We start from the raw sequence: 21,665 nt of genomic DNA, 5'->3' as shown, positions 1-21,665 counted from the left end.
TTATCCCGTAAAAGTAGTTAACAATTCCCTAACTTTAGAATTAAGAAGTAAATTTTTTAAATAGCCACTACACATTCTATAAAAGTATTTTTTTACTAATTTTCTTAAAAATACCATATAAAATTCCAACTACTTATTTTATTCATCGGGTAATTTACCTGAACGGGACCAGCAGCAGGATATTCAAAAAAACAGTCGGATAACATTTACCAATTGTGGCCCTGTATTTGAATTTTTACCGCTAAAGTCTTTATCTTTTGAACTCCAATTAGAATCCATTACCGAAAAACAATAAAAATGTATAAAAAAGGAATCGTTTGGCTGTATTTTTTCCTTTTTGCAGCCATGGCCGACATGGCATTGATCGTAAACCTTGAAAATCAGTTCCGAATTTATAGCAAACCCCTACTCATCGCCTCCCTGCTGGGGTATTTTCTACAATCTACCTGGCTGATTCGGGGAAGTTTGTTGCGAAAAAGTGTAGCCGCTGCCTTGGTTTTTTCTTTGATTGGGGACGTCTTGTTGCTATTTCCCACCTTGTTTCTATATGGACTGGGTGCTTTTTTTATGACCCTAATCTGCTACATCCTTGCCTTCAAACTCACCCAAAACCATAGCTTTAATCCGCTACGAGTCAATTTTATCAACATGTTTCTGTACAACTTACCGGTGTACATTCTGGCCGCATTCGTCTACTTCCTTATACACCGACAATTACAAGAGCTAAAAATACCAGTGGTCATCTATCTGTTGGTGCTGGTCATGATGCTTACGCTGGCCAGAGAACGATACGGAAGAACGCCTGCTGCAAGTTTTTGGCAGGTATTCCTTGGGGCGCTCCTTTTCTTTACGTCCAACAGCTTACTTGCACTGGACCGGTTTTTCCATCCCATCCCGGATGCCGGCGTTCTGACGATGGGTGCCTATATACTTGCGCAACTGCTGATCGTGATGGGCATCCGAAGCCACCTGGTACACCCACGCTAAGCCTCGGATAACCCAAACCGCATCCTACTCCTTTTTTGGTTGGACGGACAGGGAAAGTTCTGCCAGTTGATCTCCGGAAATGGCGCTTGGTGAATTGATCATTACATCCCTTCCTGCGTTGTTCTTTGGAAAAGCAATGTAATCCCGGATGGAGTCGCTTCCTCCAAAAATCGCGCAAAGCCGATCGAAACCGAATGCGATGCCCCCGTGGGGGGGAGCTCCGTATTCGAAGGCTTCCATCAAAAACCCAAATTGAGCCTGCGCTTCCTCTTCCGAAAAGCCCAGGTGTCGAAACATCAGTTGCTGCCGTTCCCTATCGTGAATTCGAATGGAACCGCCTCCGATTTCCACCCCATTGATCACCAGATCGTAGGCATTGGCCCGTACGCTTCCCGGGTCCGTTTCCAGCAAAGGCAAGTCTTCCATTTTTGGGGAAGTAAAGGGATGGTGCATGGCATGGTACCGGGCGGTTTCCTCATCCCATTCCAACAGGGGAAAATCCAGTACCCAAAGGGCCTTGTATACCGTTTTGTCCCGTAAGCCCAGATCCTCTCCCAACTTGAGGCGAAGTTCGGAAAGTTGCTTGCGAGTAGTATGGAGGTCGCCAGATAAAACCAGCAGAAGATCGCCCGGCAAAGCTCCTGCTTTTTCTGCCCAGGCCTTTAAATCATCCTGGGTATAAAACTTGTCAACCGATGATTTGAAGCTTCCGTCCGCGTTGTATTTGACGTATACCATTCCTTTGGCCCCGATCTGCGGGCGCTTCACCCAGTTGGTGAGTTCATCGAGTTGCTTCCGCGTGTACTCAGCCGCTCCTTTAGCACAAACACCAACCACCAGCTCCGCCGAATCGAACACGTTGAACCCCTTTCCCTGTGCCAGTTCGTTTAGCTCAACAAAGGTCATCCCAAACCTTAGGTCGGGTTTATCGTTGCCGTACAGCCGCATGGCATCTGCATAGGTCATGCGCACAATGTTATCCAGGTCCAATCCCTTGACCGATTGAAAAAGGTGCCGAATCAATCCTTCAAAAAGTTCCAGAATATCCTCCTGATCGACAAAGGATAATTCACAATCTATCTGGGTAAATTCGGGCTGGCGGTCAGCACGCAGGTCTTCGTCTCTGAAGCACTTCACAATCTGAAAATACCGGTCAAAACCGCTCACCATTAGCAATTGCTTGAAGGTTTGAGGCGATTGGGGCAATGCATAGAACTCCCCGGGATGGATGCGGCTTGGAACCACAAAGTCCCGCGCTCCTTCCGGAGTGGATTTGATCAATACCGGCGTCTCAACCTCGATAAAATTGGATTGATCCATGTATTTCCGGGTTTCCTGCATCATCCGGTGCCTCAGGTGAAGCTTTTCCCGGATGGTATTTCTTCGTAGATCGAGGTACCGGTATTTCATCCGCAAGTCTTCGCCTCCATCCGTTTCGTCTTCGATAATGAAGGGTGGCACCTTGGCTTTGTTCAATACCTGAATTTCTGCCACTTTTATCTCAATATCCCCGGTGGGGATCTTGTTGTTTTTGGCGGTACGTTCAATGACCTTCCCAGTGGCCTGTACCACAAACTCCCGCCCCAATGAGGCGGCAGTTTTGAGCATGGCGGCATCTGATTCGCCTTCTTCAAAAATTAACTGCGTGATTCCATACCTGTCCCGTAAATCCACCCAAATCAAACCACCTTTATTTCGTACCCGTTGCACCCAGCCGGCAAGGGTTACTATTTTATTCAGATCCTCCAACCGCAACTCCCCACAAGTATGTGTCCTAAGCATAAATTTTTACGTTTTTTTGCAATGAATCGCCAAAGATAAACATTCAATGCAGAGATTGCTATTTTAGCCCCAAGATTAAACAATAGGCGGGTATTTTTACGCGTTGAAAGGAGCAAACCAAAGGTGGGAATTAAATTAATCCCGTATATTGAGGCAGAAATTTCCTAAACAAGGCTGCTTTATGCGGAAAATTGACTTATTTTGTGTAGCTTTTATTATTTAAACTTGATTTCATGAAAAAATTTTGGACATACGGCGGAATCGTCTTGATTATTGGCATGACCTATTGGGTGATTCAGAAAAACGAAATTCCCGCCGAGGAAGTTGACAAGACCGATCTCCTGGAGCCCCTGGAAAGCATCCCTGTAGAAGAAAATTTGCTCTACGGAATCAACGTGGACGAGCTCGATATTACCGAGGGAATCGTACGGAGAAACGAAACACTTTCCGCCATCCTCGCCCCGTTTAACGTACCTTATCAAATTATCGATGAAATCGCCAAAAAATCTGCGGAGATTTTCGATGTCAAAAAGATCGCTTTTAATAAAAAATACACGGTTCTCACACCGAGAGATTCCCTTCGACAAGCGCGGTTTTTTATTTACGAACCAAACCCGACCGAATTTGTGGTATTCAAACTGGATCAGCCCGAAATTTACAAAGAGAGCAAACCAATGGAAATCATCGACAGGGAAATCGGTGGCACCATTACTTCTTCCCTGTATGTAAACATGACCGAGTTGGGGCTTACCCCGGATCTGATTGACCAGTTTGCTGATTTGTACGGCTGGGTGGTCGATTTCCAACGCTTGCAAAAAGGCGATAAATTTAAGGTCATCTTCAAAGAACAGCAAGTAGAAAACAGAACGGTGGGTATAGAGGATATTGAAGCCGCTTATTTCGAGCACATGGGACAGGGGTACCACGCCATCCCGTTCGAGCAAAATGGAATCGTTTCTTATTTTGATCAGGAAGGGAATAGCCTTAAAAAGGCCTTTCTACGTGACCCCCTCCGATTTACCCGCATCAGCTCCCGCTATAGCCTTAGTCGTTTCCACCCGGTACAAAAGCGCTACAAAGCCCATTTGGGAACGGATTATGCCGCGCCCAGGGGAACAGAAATCCGTACGGTAGGCGACGGTACCGTATTGGAAGCCGGATACAGTGGGGGAAATGGAAACTACGTCAAAATTAAGCACAACGGCACCTACACCACCCAATACCTACACATGTCCAAAATCGGAAAAGGTATCCGCAAAGGTACCCGGGTGAAGCAAGGACAGGTTATAGGCTACGTGGGAAGTACCGGCCTTGCCACCGGTCCCCACCTATGTTTCCGCTTCTGGAAACACGGCAAACAGGTGGATTGGCTAAAGGAGGACATCCCACCCGCAGAACCCATCGCGGAAGAGAACCTGCAGGCTTTCGAACAGGTAAAGTCAGAAAAAATAACCAAACTGCTAGCGATCCCCTACAGTGAAAAAACAGAATTACTTACAAGTTCTTTTGCTGACTGACAACGGTTCAAATTTACACCTATACATAAGGAAGTTGTATCGGATTTAAAAATATCGACTCAAATTCAACCCATTACCAAAACTGAATATTCAATAAGGTTAATCGAATATAGGTGTTGATTTGGTAAAAAAATCGGCATCTTTTGCAAAGATTTAACACTTCCGGTGAAAAAATAACTATTTCGTCAGATTTCTTCCTGACATGATTTTATTCGTTTTTGATTTCCCAGGATTATGCCCGATCATGCCCCTGCTCTCACTTTTGGGAAAATGGAAAGGATTCGATTTTTTTAGCTATAATAAAACATAAAACAAACTTTAATTTGGGTTTACGGCTTTGTAATCATTATTAGCAATAATGTATTTTACACCTGCCTGGTTCTCGCTTTCCTCTGAGGCAATCGCCACCTCGGGAGAACCAGCGATGCATCTTAGACCTCAATAGGTGTCATTAATTTCTGATTATCAGTATTTTAAGTATATTTTTTTTCTTTAGTTTCCAAATTTTTCGGACAAAATGGCCGATTATCTCAAACATTGGCTACCTTCCCTATTCCACTAACAACCAACACATGAGAAAGAAATTACCACTAATTTTATTAGTCGGGCTTTTCGTGCAATTTTCTTTTGCACAGACCCAACGAATTAGCGGAACAATCCTATCCGCAGAAGACAACTCTCCCATACCCGGAGTGAGTATACTGGTCAAAGGCTCCACGACCGGAACCGTTTCTGACCTGGATGGCAACTATGCCTTGGATGTTCCTTCGCAAGCAGAGACCCTCGTCTTTTCCTTTATTGGTATGGCCACGCAGGAAGCGGTCATTGGAGGTCGCTCGGTGATCGATGTATCGATGGCTTCCAGCATGAATGCATTAAATGAAGTCGTCGTCACGGCCATCGGTATTGAACGGGAAAAGAAAGCCCTGGGCTATGCCGTTTCCGAGGTAGACTCGGAGGACCTGACCCAACGCTCCGAACCCGATGTGGTACGTGCACTAAATGGAAAGGTGGCCGGCGTGCTCATTCAAGGCTCAGGTGGCGTGACCGGAGGCAATACCAACATCACCATTCGTGGAAGCTCCTCCCTTACGGGAAACAATCAACCCTTATTTGTCGTGGATGGTATTCCTTTCGACAACTCCACCCAGGGTTTCTCTAATTCGGAGGGGAATAGCGTTACAAATCGTTCCTTTGACATAGACCCTAATATTGTTGCCTCGGTTACCGTACTAAAGGGAGCTGCCGCTGCGGCACTGTACGGATCTAGAGCCCAAAATGGCGTCGTGATCATAACGACCAAAAGCGGGAGCGGAATTTCCCAAAAAGGAATGGAAGTCAGTTTTAGCACCTCCTTCGGCGTCGAGGAAGTAGCAAAGCTTCCCGATTACCAAAACGAGTACGGCCAAGGGGGCAACGGAAATGTATACATCGAAAACTATTTCGGTTCCTTTGGGGCGCCCTACACGGCCTACGACTCCGTGCCGCATCCCTACACCAACCCTGCCCTGGGTCCCTATCTCAACTCCCCCTCCTACCAAAATGTAGGCACCCGGGGAGACAACGTCCGGTACCAGCCGTTTACGGACAAATACCGGAATTTTTCGAACGGGGACAATTACAGGAACACGCCGTATCGGTGCAATCGGGGGGAGAAAAAACGTCGCTTTCGGCAGGCCTTTCCTGGATGGACAATAAAGGGATCATTCCGAATTCCTCGGTCAACCGTATTTCGGCAAATGTAGGCGGAAATGCGGAATTGGACAATGGGTTGAAACTAAGTGCTTCACTTAATTACGTGAGTACCGTGCAAAAAAACCCGGCACTCGGTAGCGGTAATTTTGGCGGTTTTAATCAATCGGCCGCTCAGCTGGTCTTGTGGATGCCCACGAGTTTTGACCTGGAAGGGTATCCCTACCAGCGAGATGAAGATGGGGGTGCGATGTACTACCGTACCGCAAACAATCCCCTATGGGTAGCGGATAACTCCATGAACGAAAGCAATGTGGACCGCTACTTTGGAAACATTAAAGCCAGCTATGACCTGACCGACTGGCTCTCGGTGGCCTACCAACTTGGATACAATGCCTACACCGATCGTCGGTTTTTTATGATGGAGCCAGGAGGCTTCGGTTCGGCTATTCAGCAATCCGGTTTCATGCGGAGATCCAATTTCTCCAACGCAGAATTGGACGGGAACCTTTTAATCAACATCAACAAAGCCCTTTCGGATGACTTTTACCTACGCACCATTACGGGCTGGAATATCAACCAACGCACCACTACGACCAACCAATTTGGTGGAAATGGAGTCATCGAACGAGGCATTCAATCCTTTACAAACACCTCTTCGCAGTTTATTATTGAAGACCGCTTCGTCCGAAGAAGGTTTGCCGGCTTGTTTGCCGATGTTTCGCTGGCTTATCAGGAATGGGCCTTTTTGAACCTGACGGCAAGAAACGATTGGTCCTCCACCTTGCCGGAAAACAACCGGAGCTACTTTTATCCCGGACTTAGTACCTCTGTCATTCTGAGCGATGCGCTGGAATGGAACAGCTCTTTTCTGGATTATGCCAAAATCAGGGCAGGTATCGGGCAGGTTGGAAACGACGCCGATCCCTATCTTACTACCAACAATTTCCTACTCAACCAACCAGTGAATAGTGGCGGCGGTAGTACCCAATTTCCGTTTGCAAACCAATACGGCACTGTAAACGGCTCCGCCATCAACAGCAACCGGGGTAATCCACTCTTAAAACCCGAGCTCACCACCGAAACCGAACTGGGCACCGAGTTGCTATTCCTAAACCAACGAATCGGTCTGGACTTCACCTACTACGACCGAACCACGGAAAACGGAATCACCGCAATCAATGTCCCTCCCTCCAGTGGTTCGGCCACTCAGGTGGTCAATATTGGAAAGGTACGAAACCGAGGGATTGAAATCGGCTTGAACCTAAAAGTTTTGGAACGCCCCAATGGCTTTAACTGGGATATTTTTACCGCCTTTACACGAAACAGAAACGAGGTTTTGGAACTACAGGAAGGAGTGGACCAAATCGTTTTAACCAGCAGTGCCGGAAGTAGTGAAATTGTGCAAATCGCGCATCGTACCGGGCAGCCGTTTGGCGTACTCATCGGTAGGAAGGCCATCCGCGACGCGGCAGGCAACCTACTTATCGATGGATTACCAGGAACTACCTTTGGAAAGTACATTGACAATCCGGAACCCCAGGTAATCGGAGATCCCAATCCGGATTTTGTCGTGGGGATTACCAACGACTTCTCCTACAAAGGGCTAAAACTAGCCGTGGTGATGGACTGGGTGCAGGGAGGAGACCTGTATTCCAAATCCAACCGGGAAATTGTCGGACGAGGTCTAACGAACGACGCGGGTGACCGGATGGTTTCCCGAATCATGCCCGGATACATCGCTGCCAGAAACGCAGATGGAAGTCTCACCCGGGATGAAAATGGTAATTACATGGCGGCAGTAGACGCCAGCGGTGAACCCATTCGAAACACCATCAACATTACCAATTTCAATTGGTGGTACGACCGCGGCGGCTTCGGCTGGAATGCCGCTGAAGAGTTTCATACCTTCGATGCGACGGTGTTCCGACTGAGAGAAGTAGCGCTCAGTTACAGCTTTCCGGCGCGATGGCTCCAAAAAACCCCCTTTGGTTCTGCCAATCTAGGCATGTCGGGGAGAAACCTGTGGTTTATCACACCGAATCTTCACGAGGGTTTAAACCTGGATCCGGAAACGAGTTCCTTTCCCGGCCTGAGAGGTATTGACTTTATCGGTGTGCCATCGGCAAGAAGATACAGCATGAATTTATCCGTGACCTTTTAATTAGCTCTGAAAATGAATCGATTTTCTTTCACATATACCGCTTCGGTGATCCTGATTTGCTGTCTGGGTTGCCTATTGTCCTGCAGCGAAGACCTGCTGGATATCAACAACGACCCCAACACCTCCACCCAACTGGCCCTGCCAAATACCCTCGCATTTGCACAGGTATCCCTGGTGTCAAACCTTTTGGATGTACCCAATACCAATGCAGGTTCGTTCAGTCGCATGTGGTATACCACTGCCATCCGAAACTACGAGCAAAACCAAGGCACCTACAGCGAGTCCTGGGTCAATCTGTATTCCAGACCGCTGGCAAACCTGCAAGCGATACTGGACGGCTCATCGGAGGAGGATCTGGGCTACAGGGGTATTGCCCGCCTGTTAAAGGCCTACACATTCAGTGTCATGGTGGACCTCTATGGGGACGTGCCCTACTTTGAAGCACTGAACCCTGAGGTTACCTTTCCATCCGTTGACCAGGGAGAAGCCATCTATGCCGATCTCCTGCTGCAGATAGATCAGGGGATTCAGGAATTGAGTGCCGCCTCTGGCAGTGTGCAAGGAGACATGATCTACGGGGGCGACCGCAGCAAATGGATCAAAATGGGCAATACCCTGAAACTAAAGCTATACGCACAGACACGGAAGGAAAACTCCATCAATTCCGTACAAGGCTTCAATCAACTGATAAACGCGGACTTGATTTCCTCCGCCTCGGATGACTTTCAGTTAAAATACGGCAGTCAGCAAACTCCGAACCAAAACCGGCATCCCCTGCATGTCAACCATTACAATCAGGCCACGGCTTACTGGATGGACAACTGGACCATGGCAAATTTGCTGAACGACGGGACCATTAGTGGCGTGACGGGTCGCCGGGTTTCCTACCGCACTGTGGAAGACCCACGGCTAAGGTATTACCTGTTCCGACAAGTTCCCGGCGATGGCGGCGGATCGGTGGTAACCTGCGCCGGGGGAGGCTGTCCCATTGGGCTTATTGGTAATGGGTACCTGGGTCGGGACGCAGGAGATCCCTCTGCGTTTTCCAACGAAGGAGCATTGATCGCCACTTTTGGAGTGTACCCGGTTGGCGGATTGGTGGATACCGACGCCCCCAGGACGGTCATGGCATCGGACGGAACCGGACGGGGTGTGTTTCCCATGTTGACCTCGTTCATGGTCAAGTTTCTGCATGCCGAAATGGCACTGACCACCGCTACCGATGGCGATCCGCTGGCGCTATTGACCGACGCCATCGGCCTGTCTATGGAAAAAGTGAAAAACTTTGGCGCTGAGGAAATGCCTTCCATCGTAGGTAGCCCCTACGAAATGTCCTCCGAGGCAATCGCTGCCTATATTGCCGATGTACAAGCCCGGTACAACGCCACCGAAAGCGAGGAAGAAAAACTCAACATTATCATGACGGAATACCAATTGGCACTGTGGGGAAATGGCATCGAGGCGTACACGAATTACCGACGGACGGGTTATCCAGACTTCGCAGAAACTTCTCCGGTCATGGGAAATCCTCCCTATCCGCAGCGATTCATCATTCCCGTTTCGGAATTGGAAACCAATCCTTCCCTGGCCGATTACAGTCCGGATCCCTTTGAACCGGTTTTCTGGAGCCAACCCTGATCATGAACGTACTTTAATCACAAGAAAATGAAACGACATTCCTATATCTCACTCGTTGCCCTGGCCCTTACCTTTAGTAGCTGTCTGGAAGAAGATTCCATCAAAGAACCGGACTACGAAGTGGGCATCATCGCCAATGCCAGCCTGGAACCCGGCAAATACTGGTTCAATATCCTGGAACTCGAGTCCAGCGAAGTAGCCTTTGACCTAAGCTACGAAGGCTTCGGCGTTCATACGGCTTCGTCCATCGAATTGTTTCTAAACCGCGGTTCTAACCGGGTTTCCCTGGGTAATTTTACCGACTTTCCCTCCTCCATTTCCATGACAGGCGCGGAGGCCTATGGGTATTTCGGTGAATCACCCGCTTCCATAGCAGACGCAGGTCTGTCCCGGGACGAATTTCGTATTACCTACGAAATTACAACAAGCGAAGGGTTGCGGTTTTCGCAGTACGGTCAGTACTACAACTACAACCCCTCGCTGGACGGGCGATATACGGGCCGGTATGCACAGTTTTATACCAATCTGCCCGGATTTGGAACGCTGGTTTTGGAGGTACGGCCCCCCAATCCGCAGAATCCCAACGAACAAAATTAGGACAGACCGCGAATTAGCAGATTTCGTCAAAACAAAAAATGGAGCTACTAGAGCTCCATTTTTTTTTTAGTAATTCATCAATCACCTTACAGCGAACGTTAATCCAGAAGGACAAACCCAATTGAACCCCTAAAACTGGGGTCTTTTATTTTTCTCCCCCGGTTTTATATACCCTTCGCCTATGAGCTGTTTTAAATAACCCGTAGAATGCAACCAAAAGCGTTTTCCAGAAAACCGTTTTTGGTGACGCCGGTTGACCCCGGCAGGTTGCCTACTGCAACCCAATTTCGTCAAAACCTTCAGGTGCCCGTCGGTGCCGGGTAAGCTGCTCGTACGCATGAGAAATACTGAATAATTCTCCCTCACTAAAGGGCCTTCCAAGCAGCTGGAATCCGGCTGGATACCTTCCATAGGAGTAGCCCATCGGCAAGGCGATGGCTGGAAAACCAGTTGGTGGTGAAAGCTTTCCGCTTGTATCCCCCCGGGGACCATTAAGGTCACCGATCAATCTAGGCGGATAGGTAAAGGAGGGGTAGATAAGCGCGTCTAGTTCCAGGCTATCCATTACACCGAGGATTCGGTTCCGCAATTCCTGTCGCAACGCCATGTTTTTTCCCCAATCAGGATGTGCTTCGGGAACATCCACGTCATTTTGTGCATCGATCAAGCGCTTCTCTAAGTACGGGTGGTATTTTTCGGAATCAATGATTTCCTGCAGCGATTTGTAGGCAGCACTGTCTCCAAGACTGGCCAGGTAGGCATTGTAGTCTCGCTTCAATTGCCGGATGCGGGTCCCGGACTCGTTCAGGGAGTCCAGTTCCTCAATCCGGACGCTATCCAAAAGGATGGCACCACCCGCGCGCAAATCATCCAATGCAGTCATCATCAGGGAATAAACGCTCGTATCTGATTCTGCTTTCGGAAAAAGCTGATGCAATACACCGATTCGCTTCCCGTTCAACGTACTCCCTTCAAGAAACGGCAGGTAGGAATCCGGCTTGGAAGCCACACTGGCCCGCGTAACGGTATCTGCCTCATCGTATCCTGCGATGACATCGAATACGCGTACGGCGTCTTCAACCGTTCTGGCCATAGGACCACCAATGTCATTGGTAAGCGCAAGCGGTACAATGCCATCCCTGCTGGTCAATCCCATGGTGGACCGTATGCCGACGAGGGCCTGATGGGAAGATGGTCCCCTGATGGAACTTCCGGTATCGGTACCTAATCCGACAACCGCTAAACTCGCAGCGATAGCCGCACCGGTACCCCCGCTGGAGCCGGCAGTGGTTCGGCGGGTATCGTAGGGATTTCTACTGTACCCCGGCAGTACCGAACTAACGGAAAATTCTCCACTGGAGGCAAATTCCGCCAAATTCGCCTTGGCGATAATGATGGCGCCAGCCTCCCTTAGCCTCCTTACCTGAAACGCGTCATCGGGCGGGTAAGATTCTTTGAGCGCGAGCGTACCGTTACTGGTGGGCATTCCCTTTACATCGTAATTGTCTTTGACGATGACGGGGATACCGTGCAAAGGTCCCACTTTTCCGCTTGCGGCGTATACGCTGTCCAGGTACCTGGCCGTTTCCATGGCCTCCGGATTCACGATGATTATTGAATTGATGGAAGGCCCCTGTTTGTCAAACGCCTCGATTCGCCGAAGGTATCCTTCTACCAGGTATTGTGCGGTAACGTCTCCCTTCTCCATTGCCGCATGAATGCCGGAAATGGTGGCCTCAAGCAATGGAAAATTGGATTCGTTCGCATTTGGTGAGCTGCAGGCAAGGCCAACCAGTGAGAACACAAGCATCACCTGCACTGATTTTTTTATAAACATGGGGTTGGATTAATGGGTGTGAAAAACTTCCTGATACAATGCTATCTTTTCTTTTATGGCCTCTAGCTCTTCATCGGTAGGATTTTGGGGATCTTTCGCCGGAGGGTACGTACCAAACCGAAGGATACAGGCCATCAGGAGCATCCGCCCCTTGGTGGCTGTTATATTGTGTCCTTCAATAAAAAGGTTATTGGGATTGGTATCCATAAACCCATCGGCGTTTCCCCGAGCTGCCTTCAGCACTGGAAACCCGTGCAGGGCAGCCAGCTCCAGCGCAGCATCCATCGGGGCAATCATGGAACCGTAGGGCGCCATGCCCTCTCCCACAAATCCGGCAAGTGGGTATTTTTTCAGGTTATCGTTGATCCGGGCAAGAATATCTACCTCACTGGAAGGATCGTCGCTTCCATCGTCTTCTGTTTTCCAACGAGCACTCTTGTACAGGGTAACCATGGGCATGGATTCGGGAATGAGTTCTCCATCTGCTCCTTTTACAGCCACGTCTACAGTAGCAACACGCCCGTTATCCGAAAGCGTAATGCCGGGTACGGATTTTGGAATCCGGCTAAAATTCACCTCGGACTGGTGGGTATGTTTTCTTACCGGAAGAAAGGTGAGTTTCGCCCCGTATCCCATGGAGCCGATCACGCCTCCAAAGCCGCCGGTGACCACGTATCCTCCAGGCTTGGCGTCGCCTTTTTGCACTTCTCTGGATGAAAAAATGGTCTGATCCTGGATCATGACAGAGCCCACCTTACTGGTGCCGTCATCCCCTGCCCATACCCCGGAAGCGATATATTGAATCCCATCGATGATATTTTGATCCCCATCTGCGCTCACCAGTCCCCGCATGCGCTGTGCGGCATTGAAAACCAGGGGAGATTTGGAATCGATGAGCAGCCCCATCCAATACGCCGTGTTTTCAATGCTTGGACTGCCTTCGAGCCAAATGGAGCCATCATAGGCCCCTGAAGCCATTACGCGCTGTACCATATTGGTAGCCCTGGCTAGTTGCATTCGGTTTTGAGAGGCCCCGTAAGGGCCATAGGTGAAGAAATCCTTTCCCAATGTCTCGGGTGGAATGTCACCTTCTCCTACATCGGTTCGTAATTCTGCGGGCAAGCCTTTGGTATAGCCACCGGCAGGGGCTGGTCTGAAAAAGTCGTAGTCGGCTATTCCATGGATATCTCCTCCCGCACGCTCGATTTCTTCAAATATCCGGGATGCATTGGGATAGAATGTCTGCCTGGACTCAGAAAAAGGAGCCCCCGGATAAGCGGCGGTACCGTCCCAGGGCTGACCATCTGCCTGAACCGCCATGTAGGGCAGAGGGTAAAGCCCATCTTCCGGTTTTAGCTCTATCTTCAATACCGGCTTGTCGGAGGGGTCTTTCCGCGTCTGGCGAAATTTCCCATCCGTACCGACATATCCGTCGGGCGCTCCATATAGTTCCCTCACGTCGCTTTCCAGTGGATGGGCCGTGTACATTTCCACGTAGAGCGTGACCGGGGCCGCTAAACGCTGGTAGTACAAGCGGTCGTACGGCAATGGTTCTCCCTGTCCGTTTCTCAGAAGGGGCAGGTCGTTTGCCTCCCTTGCCTTATTGCTGGTGATCAGCGGATAGCTGTTTTGAATGGTCGCAGTGGGCCCGGAGAAAATGGCGATCCTGGGTTTTTCTTGCGAAAAGCCCTCGCCGAGGCACAGTACAAACAAAGCGAGCAATATCCCTATCGGTTTTTTATGAAAGTGGTGAGTGGTTGTCATGGTGGAGGTTGTATTTAGGAAGAATACCAATAGTCAAACGTTCTATTGGTGAATATGGACTTGGGAATCATGCCGTGAACGCCCTCCGTCCGGTCCACTACCTGCGTAATTTCAAAGTCAACGGCTGTACTCGATATGGACATGGCTTCTTCATAGGTGAATCCAAGATGCTCGTGAATAAATCGAATCGACTCCGCCAGTGCCTGCTTCATGGCTTCATCCAAATCGGGGTTGAGGCCGAAGACGATAAAGTGATCGGGCGTTTCGGCCAGGGGCATGCTGATGGTCTTTTTATGAATGACAAACTCCGCCACCAGAATCATCGATGTCTCGATGGCGGTGCCACTGACCTCACCGTTTCCCTGTGCGCCGTGTGCATCCCCAGTCGTAAATAGCCCTCCTTCCACTGAGACCGGCAAGGTAAGTGTGGTACCCTTTATCAGGTGCTTTAAGTCCAGGTTGCCACCAAAAAAATCCGGCGGTATGGAACTTACCCTACCGGTTTCCGGGGGCGGGGAAAGGGCCATGACACCCATAAAAGGTTTCAACGGGATTTCCACGCCTGGGAGTAACTCAGCCGACGTTCGCTTCTTGTTGTATTTATACACGAAGCTCTCGCTGTTTTTAATCTCTTGGGGTATGTCCTCTCTCCCGGGTCGTACATGGTTCACCCCGTACTCGCTTCGGAGGATGACATCATGAATTCGGATTTCGATGCTATCGCCCGGCATGGCTCCCTCGATAAAAACCGGTCCGGTGAGCATGTGACCTCTGATGCCGGATGGCTCAGGGGGTACGTTTTTTATGATCTCAACAAGCTCCTTTGCATGGTCATCGTAAGCCAGATTGTTTTCTTTGAAAAAGGATTCCGGGTCCTCCCGTGGCACTCCCGATGTGCTGATGGTGTGAATTTCTACGATTTCCCCCTCTTTTACGGTGAGCTTTGGCGGTACATCCGCTCCGAAATAGCCCCAGACCATATTTTCCGGATAGGAGCGCAGCACCTTATCTACCTTTGGCCCTAGCCTTTTGCCAGATTCACGGGTAATTGAGGAGGTTAGTCGATCCTTTCCCGACAACAGGCCGGGCAGGGCGGTGAAGGCAAATGCACCGCCCACAAGCGATTTTTCAATAAACCCCCTTCTTGAATTATTCTTTTCCATTGGTCATTTTTGTTAGTGGTTGTCGTTCAAAAAATTAGTGTGTCGGTTGTCAAATCATCGGTCGTCTCCAACCCCCGGATCTACTTTCCAGGTATTGTGCCACGGCCAGGGAAACATCTTCCCGCCAAGGATGGGCTACGCATTGCACCCCTATGGGAAGCGTACCATTTGTGTCACACCTCACCACGGTAACCGGCCATCCGGTGGTATTGTAGGGGCCGCAGTAGCTCGCACCGGGTTTACTGCTGGTCCACTCGTTTCCAAGACCCTGATCGATTTCCTCAGCGGGAGTAGCCGTTGTCGGACAGAGAATGACGTCGTATTGTTGAAACCATTGAAGCATCTTCGTCCTGTTTTTGTCCTGAAGCGTCAATAATTCAGAATAGCGATCTGCCGAAATGGGGCTCCCGCTGTCGAGCCTGTTTTGAATGGATTCGCTAAGCGTATTGCTTCCATGCAGGTCTCCGGCTCGTTTTAAAAATGCCCAGGCATCCCCCGCAACCAACTCCCGTCGTATTTCCCCCAACTCAGTAAAGATATCCAACGGCATGTCCTCCATCACCTCTGCTCCTGCTTCTTCCATCCATTTGGCAGCCTGCCGGACGGTGTTTTGGGTTTCCTCGGCCGTCTCTGCAATCAAATTTGAGGGGTAATAGGCGACCTTCAGTCCTTTCATGTCAATGAGTGCCGGATCCGGCCAGGGCATCGGCACCACGGCTGCATCCCGACCATCCGGGCCACTCATCAGCGGAGTGAGCAAAATCAGGTCCTCCACCCGGCGGGCCATTGGTCCTGGCTGTTGCCAGGAATCAAACACGCCCCCGTAATCCACGATGTGACCGGTACGCGGACACCTTACGGAAGTCGGCTTGATACCTGCAATTCCATTCGTGCTGGAGGGCAGTCGCACACTACCTCCCCAGTCGGTGCCGATATCGAATGCGGCACCCCCCGCTGCAATGATCGACCCCGCTCCGCCACTACTGCCGGAGGTTCCTCGTCTCAGGTCGTAGGGGTTCTTGCTTAGCCCATAGATGATGTTCCCTGTCGTTCTCACGCCTCTCATCCCCCCGCCGGCTAGCGTAAACTCTGGTGTATTCGTTTTTCCGAGCAGAATGGCTCCATTTTCTCGCATTCGGGCCAAAACGGTGGCATCCTTTTTACCCACGAAATCAATTCTGCCGAGGGTACCGCCGGTACTGATCACGCCTTCCGCTTCAAAGGAATCTTTGAGCGTCATTGGAATGCCGTGAAGAGGCCCCATGGACTGCTTTTTCCGCAACGCCGCATCCGCGGCTTTGGCTTCATCCATTGCCCGATCGAAACATTGCATCACGACGGCGTTAAGGTGGTAATTCACATCTTCTATTCGATCGATGTAGGCCTGGGTCAGCTCTACGGACGAGACCTTCTTGGTTCGTATCATTTCCGAAAGCTTTACCGTTGACATAAAGATCAACTCGTCCGTTTTATCCGTTGACACCAGGCGCCGGGTAGGAGATTTTTCACTAGTCGCAGAAAGCGTCGACGCGCTGAGACTCATCGCAGCGGCACTACCTGCACCGATGAGTGATAAAAACTTTCGCCGGGATTGGCTGGTTTCGGATTGGGCTGCTTTATATTTTTTCATGGATTGGCATGGTTAAATCGTTGTTCAATTGATTGATGGTTGGTGAAATCGTTGTGGGAATTGGGATCGGTCACCCGGGAGCGAAGGGCTCCGGTATTACAAATTTTCGGGTTTGGAATAGCCCCCAAATGCATTTTCCAGGACACCGGCAACCGCCAGAACTTTATCTTCCGTCCAGGGCTTACCGACAATCTGAATTCCCAGAGGCAATCCTTCATCGGAAGTACCTGCGCGCACCACTGCTGCCGGCCATCCGGTGGCATTGTATTCGGAGGTGTACCAGTGGCCCGGAAAACGTTCTGCGTCTACCTTCATGGCGGCAGTGGAAGTAACCGGGCACAGCAAAATGTCGTAATCGTCCATAAATTGGAGCATCTTGCTCTTGAGGGTATCGATCTCTTCTACCAATCTGGAATACACGTCTGCAGATACTGTCTCCCCCGAAATATTCAGATTTGGGGAGATTACCTTGGTCCCACATTGTTTGATTAAGCGCTTGAGATGGGCTTTCCCATCAGCGCTATTCAGTTCAGAACGTTTTTCAGAAAGTTCTTGAAGCACTGCCGGGCGGTCTGCCACTACACTTTTCACCGATGATTTAAGGCTTTCGGCGCAGTCTACCACCATCTTTTTGATCTCAGGAATTGGTTCCGCAATGTCATTGGTGGTATAATAGGCGATTCGCAGTTGCGAAAGGTCTACCTCCGCAGGGTCAGCGAGTGGAACCGGACTGATGCTGGCATCCAATTGATCCGGGCCAGAAATAATCGAGAGCAACAAGTACAGATCTTCCACTTTTCTCGCCATGGGACCCGGCTGTTGGTAACTTCCGAACCGGTCCCCGTATCCCGGTAAATGGCCGGTTTGGGGGATCCGTCCACTCGTTGGTTTGATACTGGCCAGGCCACAGACATGGGCCGGTGCGCGCACACTCCCACCGGAATCGGTACCGATGTCAAAGTAGGATCCACCCGCTGCCAAAATGGCGGCTGCCCCACCACTACTCCCCGACGGATGGCGGCTGAGATCGTACGGGTTTAGTGTCTGTCCATAAATCAGGTTCGTAGTCAGCGAGGACATGGTGAATTCAGGCGTGTTGGTCTTACCCAGTAAAATCGCTCCTTCCTTTTTGAGCCTTGCCACAACGGTAGCATCGGTACCCGGCATGTAATCTTTACGGCCCATGGTGCCTGCAGTCGAAATAATTCCGGAGGTATCAAAGGAATCCTTGATCGTCATAGGTACTCCATGGAGTAAGCCGAGCGGTTTCCCTGCCTTAACAGCTGCATCTGCCGCTTTGGCCTCGAGTAGTGCGCGCTCCCCTGCCACCTGAACCACGGCGTTGATTTTGGGGTTTACCTCCGCAATCCGCTCCAGACAACGGCTCACTACCTCTTCACTGCTGATTTCTTTATTGCGGATCATCTCTGCCACTTTCGTCGCGGACATGTACAGGAGTTCGTCGGTGGCATCGTTCGATGTAAATTCCCTCCGTGGAGGCACGACGCCCTCCGGAAGCAGTTGACCAAAGGCCGGAAGTACCGAGCCCAGTGATCCGATTCCAAGCGTGGCAATAAATTTTCTTCGGTTGTTGGTGGTTTGTTTTTTCATTGGTGTTTGGTTTTAGGTATCTGTGGTCAGCATTGGGTATTGATTACGGTGCGTATGGGTCCATTTTTTTAAAGGTAAAACGGCTAAATGGGAGGCATTTTCCATCCTCCTGATTTTTGCTCCAGGTAGCTTGCCACAGCAAGTGCCACGTCTTCCCGCCAGGGCTGGGCGACTACCTGTACACCGATTGGCAAGCCTTCGGCACTTTCTCCACAGCGCACGACCGCACCGGGCCATCCACAGGTATTGAACGGTTTGGTATAGCTTTCTCCCGGATTGTCCATGTACTTGGATGACTCGGAGAATCCGCTGTTAATATCCCCCGCAGGCGCGTTCGTCACCGGACAGAGGAGTACATCGTAATCGGAAAACCATTGTAGCATCTTGCTTCGGTTGGCATCCTGCATTTCCAATAGCTTGGTATACCGTTCCGTTGAGATTGTCTCGCCTTGTTCCGACAACCGTTGCCGGAGACTTGCGCCGTAGGTCTTGGATCCGGCGCGCTCTGTTGCTCGTTTGAGCCACTGCCAGCCATCACCGATGATCAAATCACGTCGGATTGTGCCCAACTCGACCAAGAGGTCTCTTGGGCAATCCTCCGTTACGGACAAACTGACCTCTTCCATCCATTTGGCGGCTTTTTGTACCGTGTCCCGCGTGGCTGGATCGGTTCTGGCTATCCCATTTTCCGAGAAAAAAGCAACCCGCAACCCGGCAATATCGACCGTTTTATAATCGGGCCAGGGCATGGGAATCACGGCAGCATCTTTGAAATCCGGGCCTGCCATGAGCGGGGTGAGCAAATCCAGGTCCCTTACAAACCGCGCCATGGGGCCAGGTTGCTGCCAGGCATCGAAAAGCCCTCCATAATCGACAATATGTCCGGTACGGGGGAGCCGTACCGAGGTAGGCTTGATACCGGCGATCCCGTTGGTACCAGAAGGTCCTCTCACGCTGCCTCCCCAGTCGGTACCAATATCAAAGGCTGCTCCTCCTGCGGCCACAATGGCTCCAGCGCCTCCACTACTTCCGGAAGTCGTTTTGTTCAGATCGTAGGGGTTTTTACTGGTACCGTAAATGACATTATTCGTCGAATTAACGCCTAAAACCGCACCGATGAGGGTGAATTCGGGGGTATTGGTTTTTCCAAGTAGAATCCCTCCCTGCTGCCGTACCCGGGCGACAACCGTGGCATCTGCATCGGGTACAAAATTCATTTTGCCGATCGTCCCGCCGGTACTTACCACGCCTTCGGTCATGAATGAGTCCTTTATTGTAAGCGGTACGCCATGAAGGGAGCCGGTTGAATTCCCTTTGGCCAAGGCCTGATCCGCTTTTTTCGCTTCATCAAGCGCCCGGTCAAAACACTCCATGACCACGGCGTTTAACTGGTAATTGACTGCATCAATACGATCGATGTACGCCTGTACCACTTCGAGTGCCGACACCTCCTTTGTTCGGATCATCTCTGCCAGTGCGGTTACGGATTTGTAATGAATTGATGCCGGCTCCGCCTTGGTGCCAAATTCCCGGATCAGCAGGCGTTTATCGAGTCCCTTTGCAATGTTTGGCAGGTACGTAGCCCCGATGGTCCCGACTGCTACTTTTTCTATAAAGGACCGTCTGGAAACCGTTTCAGCGGTCTTTGTTGCGATGTATTTTTTTACCTTATTCATGCATGTATCTTTTGGTATATAGGGGTTTTCGGATAGGATCACATCACATCGCTGGCATTTGCCAACCACCCAGTTCGTCCTCCAGGTATTGGGCGACTGCCAACACCTTGTGATCCTGAAAAGGCTGTCCGACTATTTGAACCCCAATAGGTAAACCGTCTTTGCTTGTACCGGCTCGTACTACCGCCGCCGGCCAACCGGTGAGGTTAAAAATACCCATGTACCCGTAGGCTTCGGGTGAACTGGCGGATCTTTCAAAAACCGCAGGATTGGGAGCAGCACCGTCGAAATGTACCGGGCAAATGAGGATGTCGTAAGCCTGCATCCATTGCAGCAGCTTGCTACGACAAGCGTCAAGTTTTTCTACCAACGCGGTAAATTCCCCGGATGGGATCGCGTTGGAAGGGTCTGCCAGCCGGAGTAGGGGATGGGTTTGCTTGGTTCCGAATTTTTCGGCCAGCCGATTCACCCATGCCCTGCCATCAGCAGTGAAAAGTTCCTGCCGTACCTGTTCCGCTTCCTGAAATTGGCTAACAGGCGCATCTTCTTTAAGGCGTATTCCGACCCCTTCCAATGCCGCAACCGCACCGTTGATTGCCTTTTTGGTCTCCTCCGAGCACTCCTTCGTGCTGCCGTGTTCGACAAACCAGGCGTACCGCAGATCCGCTATACGAACACTGTCCGGATCGGTCCAGGGAACCGGGTGAATGGCCGCGTCACGTTGGTCAGGCCCCATGATAATGGGCAAAATTAGTTTCAGGTCTTCTACATACCGGGCCATCGGACCGAGCACCTGATACGCATCAAACAATCCACCATAATCTACAATGTGGCCCGTTCTGGGAACCAGGCCCGTGGTGGGTTTTATCCCGGCAATCCCATTAAAGTGGGCCGGTCCCCGGATACTGCCGCCAAAATCCGATCCGATGTCGAAAGGTGAGCCGCCCGCCGCCACAATGGCACCTGCCCCTCCACTACTTCCTCCCGGGCTGTAGCCTTCTTTGTAGGGATTGCTCGTCATGCCGTAGATCAGGTTAGCGGTGGTTCCGGACAGCGTAAATTCAGGAGTATTGGTTTTTCCCAGGAGAATCGCCCCCTGAGCCCGAAGCCTGGCAACAATCGTGGCATCCTCCGCCGGCATAAAATCTTTTCTTCCCAGCGTTCCGCCAGTACTAACCACGCCTGCGGTTTCCAATGAGTCTTTGATGGTCATGGGTACCCCATGCAATGCGCCCATGGTCCTGCCGGCTGCCAGCATCCTATCTGCCTTTTCGGCATCTTGTAGCGCCCGCTCTTTACAGGTCAGAACCACGGCGTTGATCGCAGGATTCACTTCTTCCATCCGCCGATATACGGCGTTTACAAGCGCTACGGAGGAAATTTCTTTTTCGCGGATCATTTGCGCCAGCTGCACGACCGATGCCGCAGTGACTTCGTCCACGACCCGATTGGGTTGGTAATAAGAAACCGAGTCGTTCTTCCGGGATGTTGGCATAATAGGGGAGGCCATCAACCCTAGCCCCCCCTTACCAAACAACACAAAAGACGAACGTATAAAGTCTCTTCGGTTATTTTTTTTATTAAAAATCATGCGTTTGTCTTTGTTT

At 50.5% G+C, this 21,665-nt stretch carries 14 protein-coding genes; 6 read left to right on the top strand and 8 right to left on the bottom strand.

The features are described from left to right. The first annotated feature begins 297 nt into the window (after positions 1-297). A complete protein-coding gene (locus BMW71_RS07425) occupies positions 298-987 on the top strand; it encodes a lysoplasmalogenase (protein WP_092171568.1) in 690 nt (229 codons plus the stop codon). A 24-nt stretch (positions 988-1,011) separates the two neighbouring features. On the opposite strand, the gene aspS is transcribed toward BMW71_RS07425, so the two are convergent. After that, positions 1,012-2,769 (bottom strand): aspartate--tRNA ligase, encoded by a 1,758-nt coding sequence (gene aspS / locus BMW71_RS07420; RefSeq protein WP_092171566.1) that lies wholly within the window; start codon positions 2,767-2,769, stop codon positions 1,012-1,014. 233 nt (positions 2,770-3,002) lie between these two features. On the opposite strand from aspS, the gene BMW71_RS07415 reads away from it, so the two are divergent. The 5 genes from BMW71_RS07415 (at position 3,003) to BMW71_RS07395 (ending at position 10,377) form a co-directional block, all read left to right on the top strand. After that, on the top strand, positions 3,003-4,286 hold the full coding sequence (locus tag BMW71_RS07415; RefSeq protein ID WP_092171563.1) for a M23 family metallopeptidase: 1,284 nt from the start codon (positions 3,003-3,005) through the stop codon (positions 4,284-4,286). Positions 4,287-4,858: 572 nt separating this feature from the next. Beyond that, positions 4,859-6,031 (top strand): carboxypeptidase-like regulatory domain-containing protein, encoded by a 1,173-nt coding sequence (locus BMW71_RS07410; protein WP_092171561.1) that lies wholly within the window; start codon positions 4,859-4,861, stop codon positions 6,029-6,031. Then, positions 5,974-8,142, top strand: coding sequence for a TonB-dependent receptor domain-containing protein (locus BMW71_RS07405; RefSeq protein ID WP_092171558.1), 2,169 nt, complete (start codon positions 5,974-5,976; stop codon positions 8,140-8,142). The genes BMW71_RS07410 and BMW71_RS07405 overlap by 58 nt, the downstream gene beginning before the upstream one ends. Before the next feature lie 12 nt (positions 8,143-8,154). After that, complete coding sequence (locus tag BMW71_RS07400; RefSeq protein ID WP_092171555.1) at positions 8,155-9,780, top strand: SusD/RagB family nutrient-binding outer membrane lipoprotein; 1,626 nt, start codon at positions 8,155-8,157, stop codon at positions 9,778-9,780. A gap of 27 nt (positions 9,781-9,807) precedes the next feature. Next, positions 9,808-10,377: a hypothetical protein gene (locus tag BMW71_RS07395; protein WP_092171553.1), complete on the top strand. Its 570-nt coding sequence runs from the start codon at positions 9,808-9,810 to the stop codon at positions 10,375-10,377. Positions 10,378-10,648: 271 nt separating this feature from the next. Here the strand turns inward: BMW71_RS07395 and BMW71_RS07390 are convergent, their stop codons facing one another. The 7 genes from BMW71_RS07390 to BMW71_RS07360 form a co-directional block, all read right to left on the bottom strand. Next, positions 10,649-12,214, bottom strand: coding sequence for an amidase (locus BMW71_RS07390; RefSeq protein WP_244891110.1), 1,566 nt, complete (start codon positions 12,212-12,214; stop codon positions 10,649-10,651). 9 nt (positions 12,215-12,223) lie between these two features. Beyond that, positions 12,224-13,978: an asparaginase domain-containing protein gene (locus tag BMW71_RS07385; protein WP_218145567.1), complete on the bottom strand. Its 1,755-nt coding sequence runs from the start codon at positions 13,976-13,978 to the stop codon at positions 12,224-12,226. 14 nt (positions 13,979-13,992) lie between these two features. Beyond that, entirely contained in the window at positions 13,993-15,141 is a 1,149-nt protein-coding gene (locus tag BMW71_RS07380; protein ID WP_092171550.1) for an acetamidase/formamidase family protein, read from the bottom strand. A 49-nt stretch (positions 15,142-15,190) separates the two neighbouring features. Further along, positions 15,191-16,771: an amidase gene (locus BMW71_RS07375; RefSeq protein WP_092171548.1), complete on the bottom strand. Its 1,581-nt coding sequence runs from the start codon at positions 16,769-16,771 to the stop codon at positions 15,191-15,193. 96 nt (positions 16,772-16,867) lie between these two features. Next, positions 16,868-18,382 (bottom strand): amidase, encoded by a 1,515-nt coding sequence (locus BMW71_RS07370; RefSeq protein WP_092171545.1) that lies wholly within the window; start codon positions 18,380-18,382, stop codon positions 16,868-16,870. Between the two features lie 83 nt (positions 18,383-18,465). Further along, positions 18,466-20,058 carry an amidase gene (locus BMW71_RS07365; RefSeq protein WP_143057575.1) on the bottom strand — a complete coding sequence of 531 codons (1,593 nt, stop codon included), beginning with the start codon at positions 20,056-20,058 and terminating at the stop codon, positions 18,466-18,468. A gap of 43 nt (positions 20,059-20,101) precedes the next feature. Beyond that, entirely contained in the window at positions 20,102-21,649 is a 1,548-nt protein-coding gene (locus tag BMW71_RS07360) for an amidase (protein WP_092171541.1), read from the bottom strand. Positions 21,650-21,665 lie beyond the last annotated feature (16 nt).

This window comes from Cyclobacterium xiamenense, assembly GCF_900109255.1.
GTDB lineage: Bacteria > Bacteroidota > Bacteroidia > Cytophagales > Cyclobacteriaceae > Cyclobacterium > Cyclobacterium xiamenense.
This window is presented reverse-complemented; position numbering and strand designations above follow the sequence as displayed.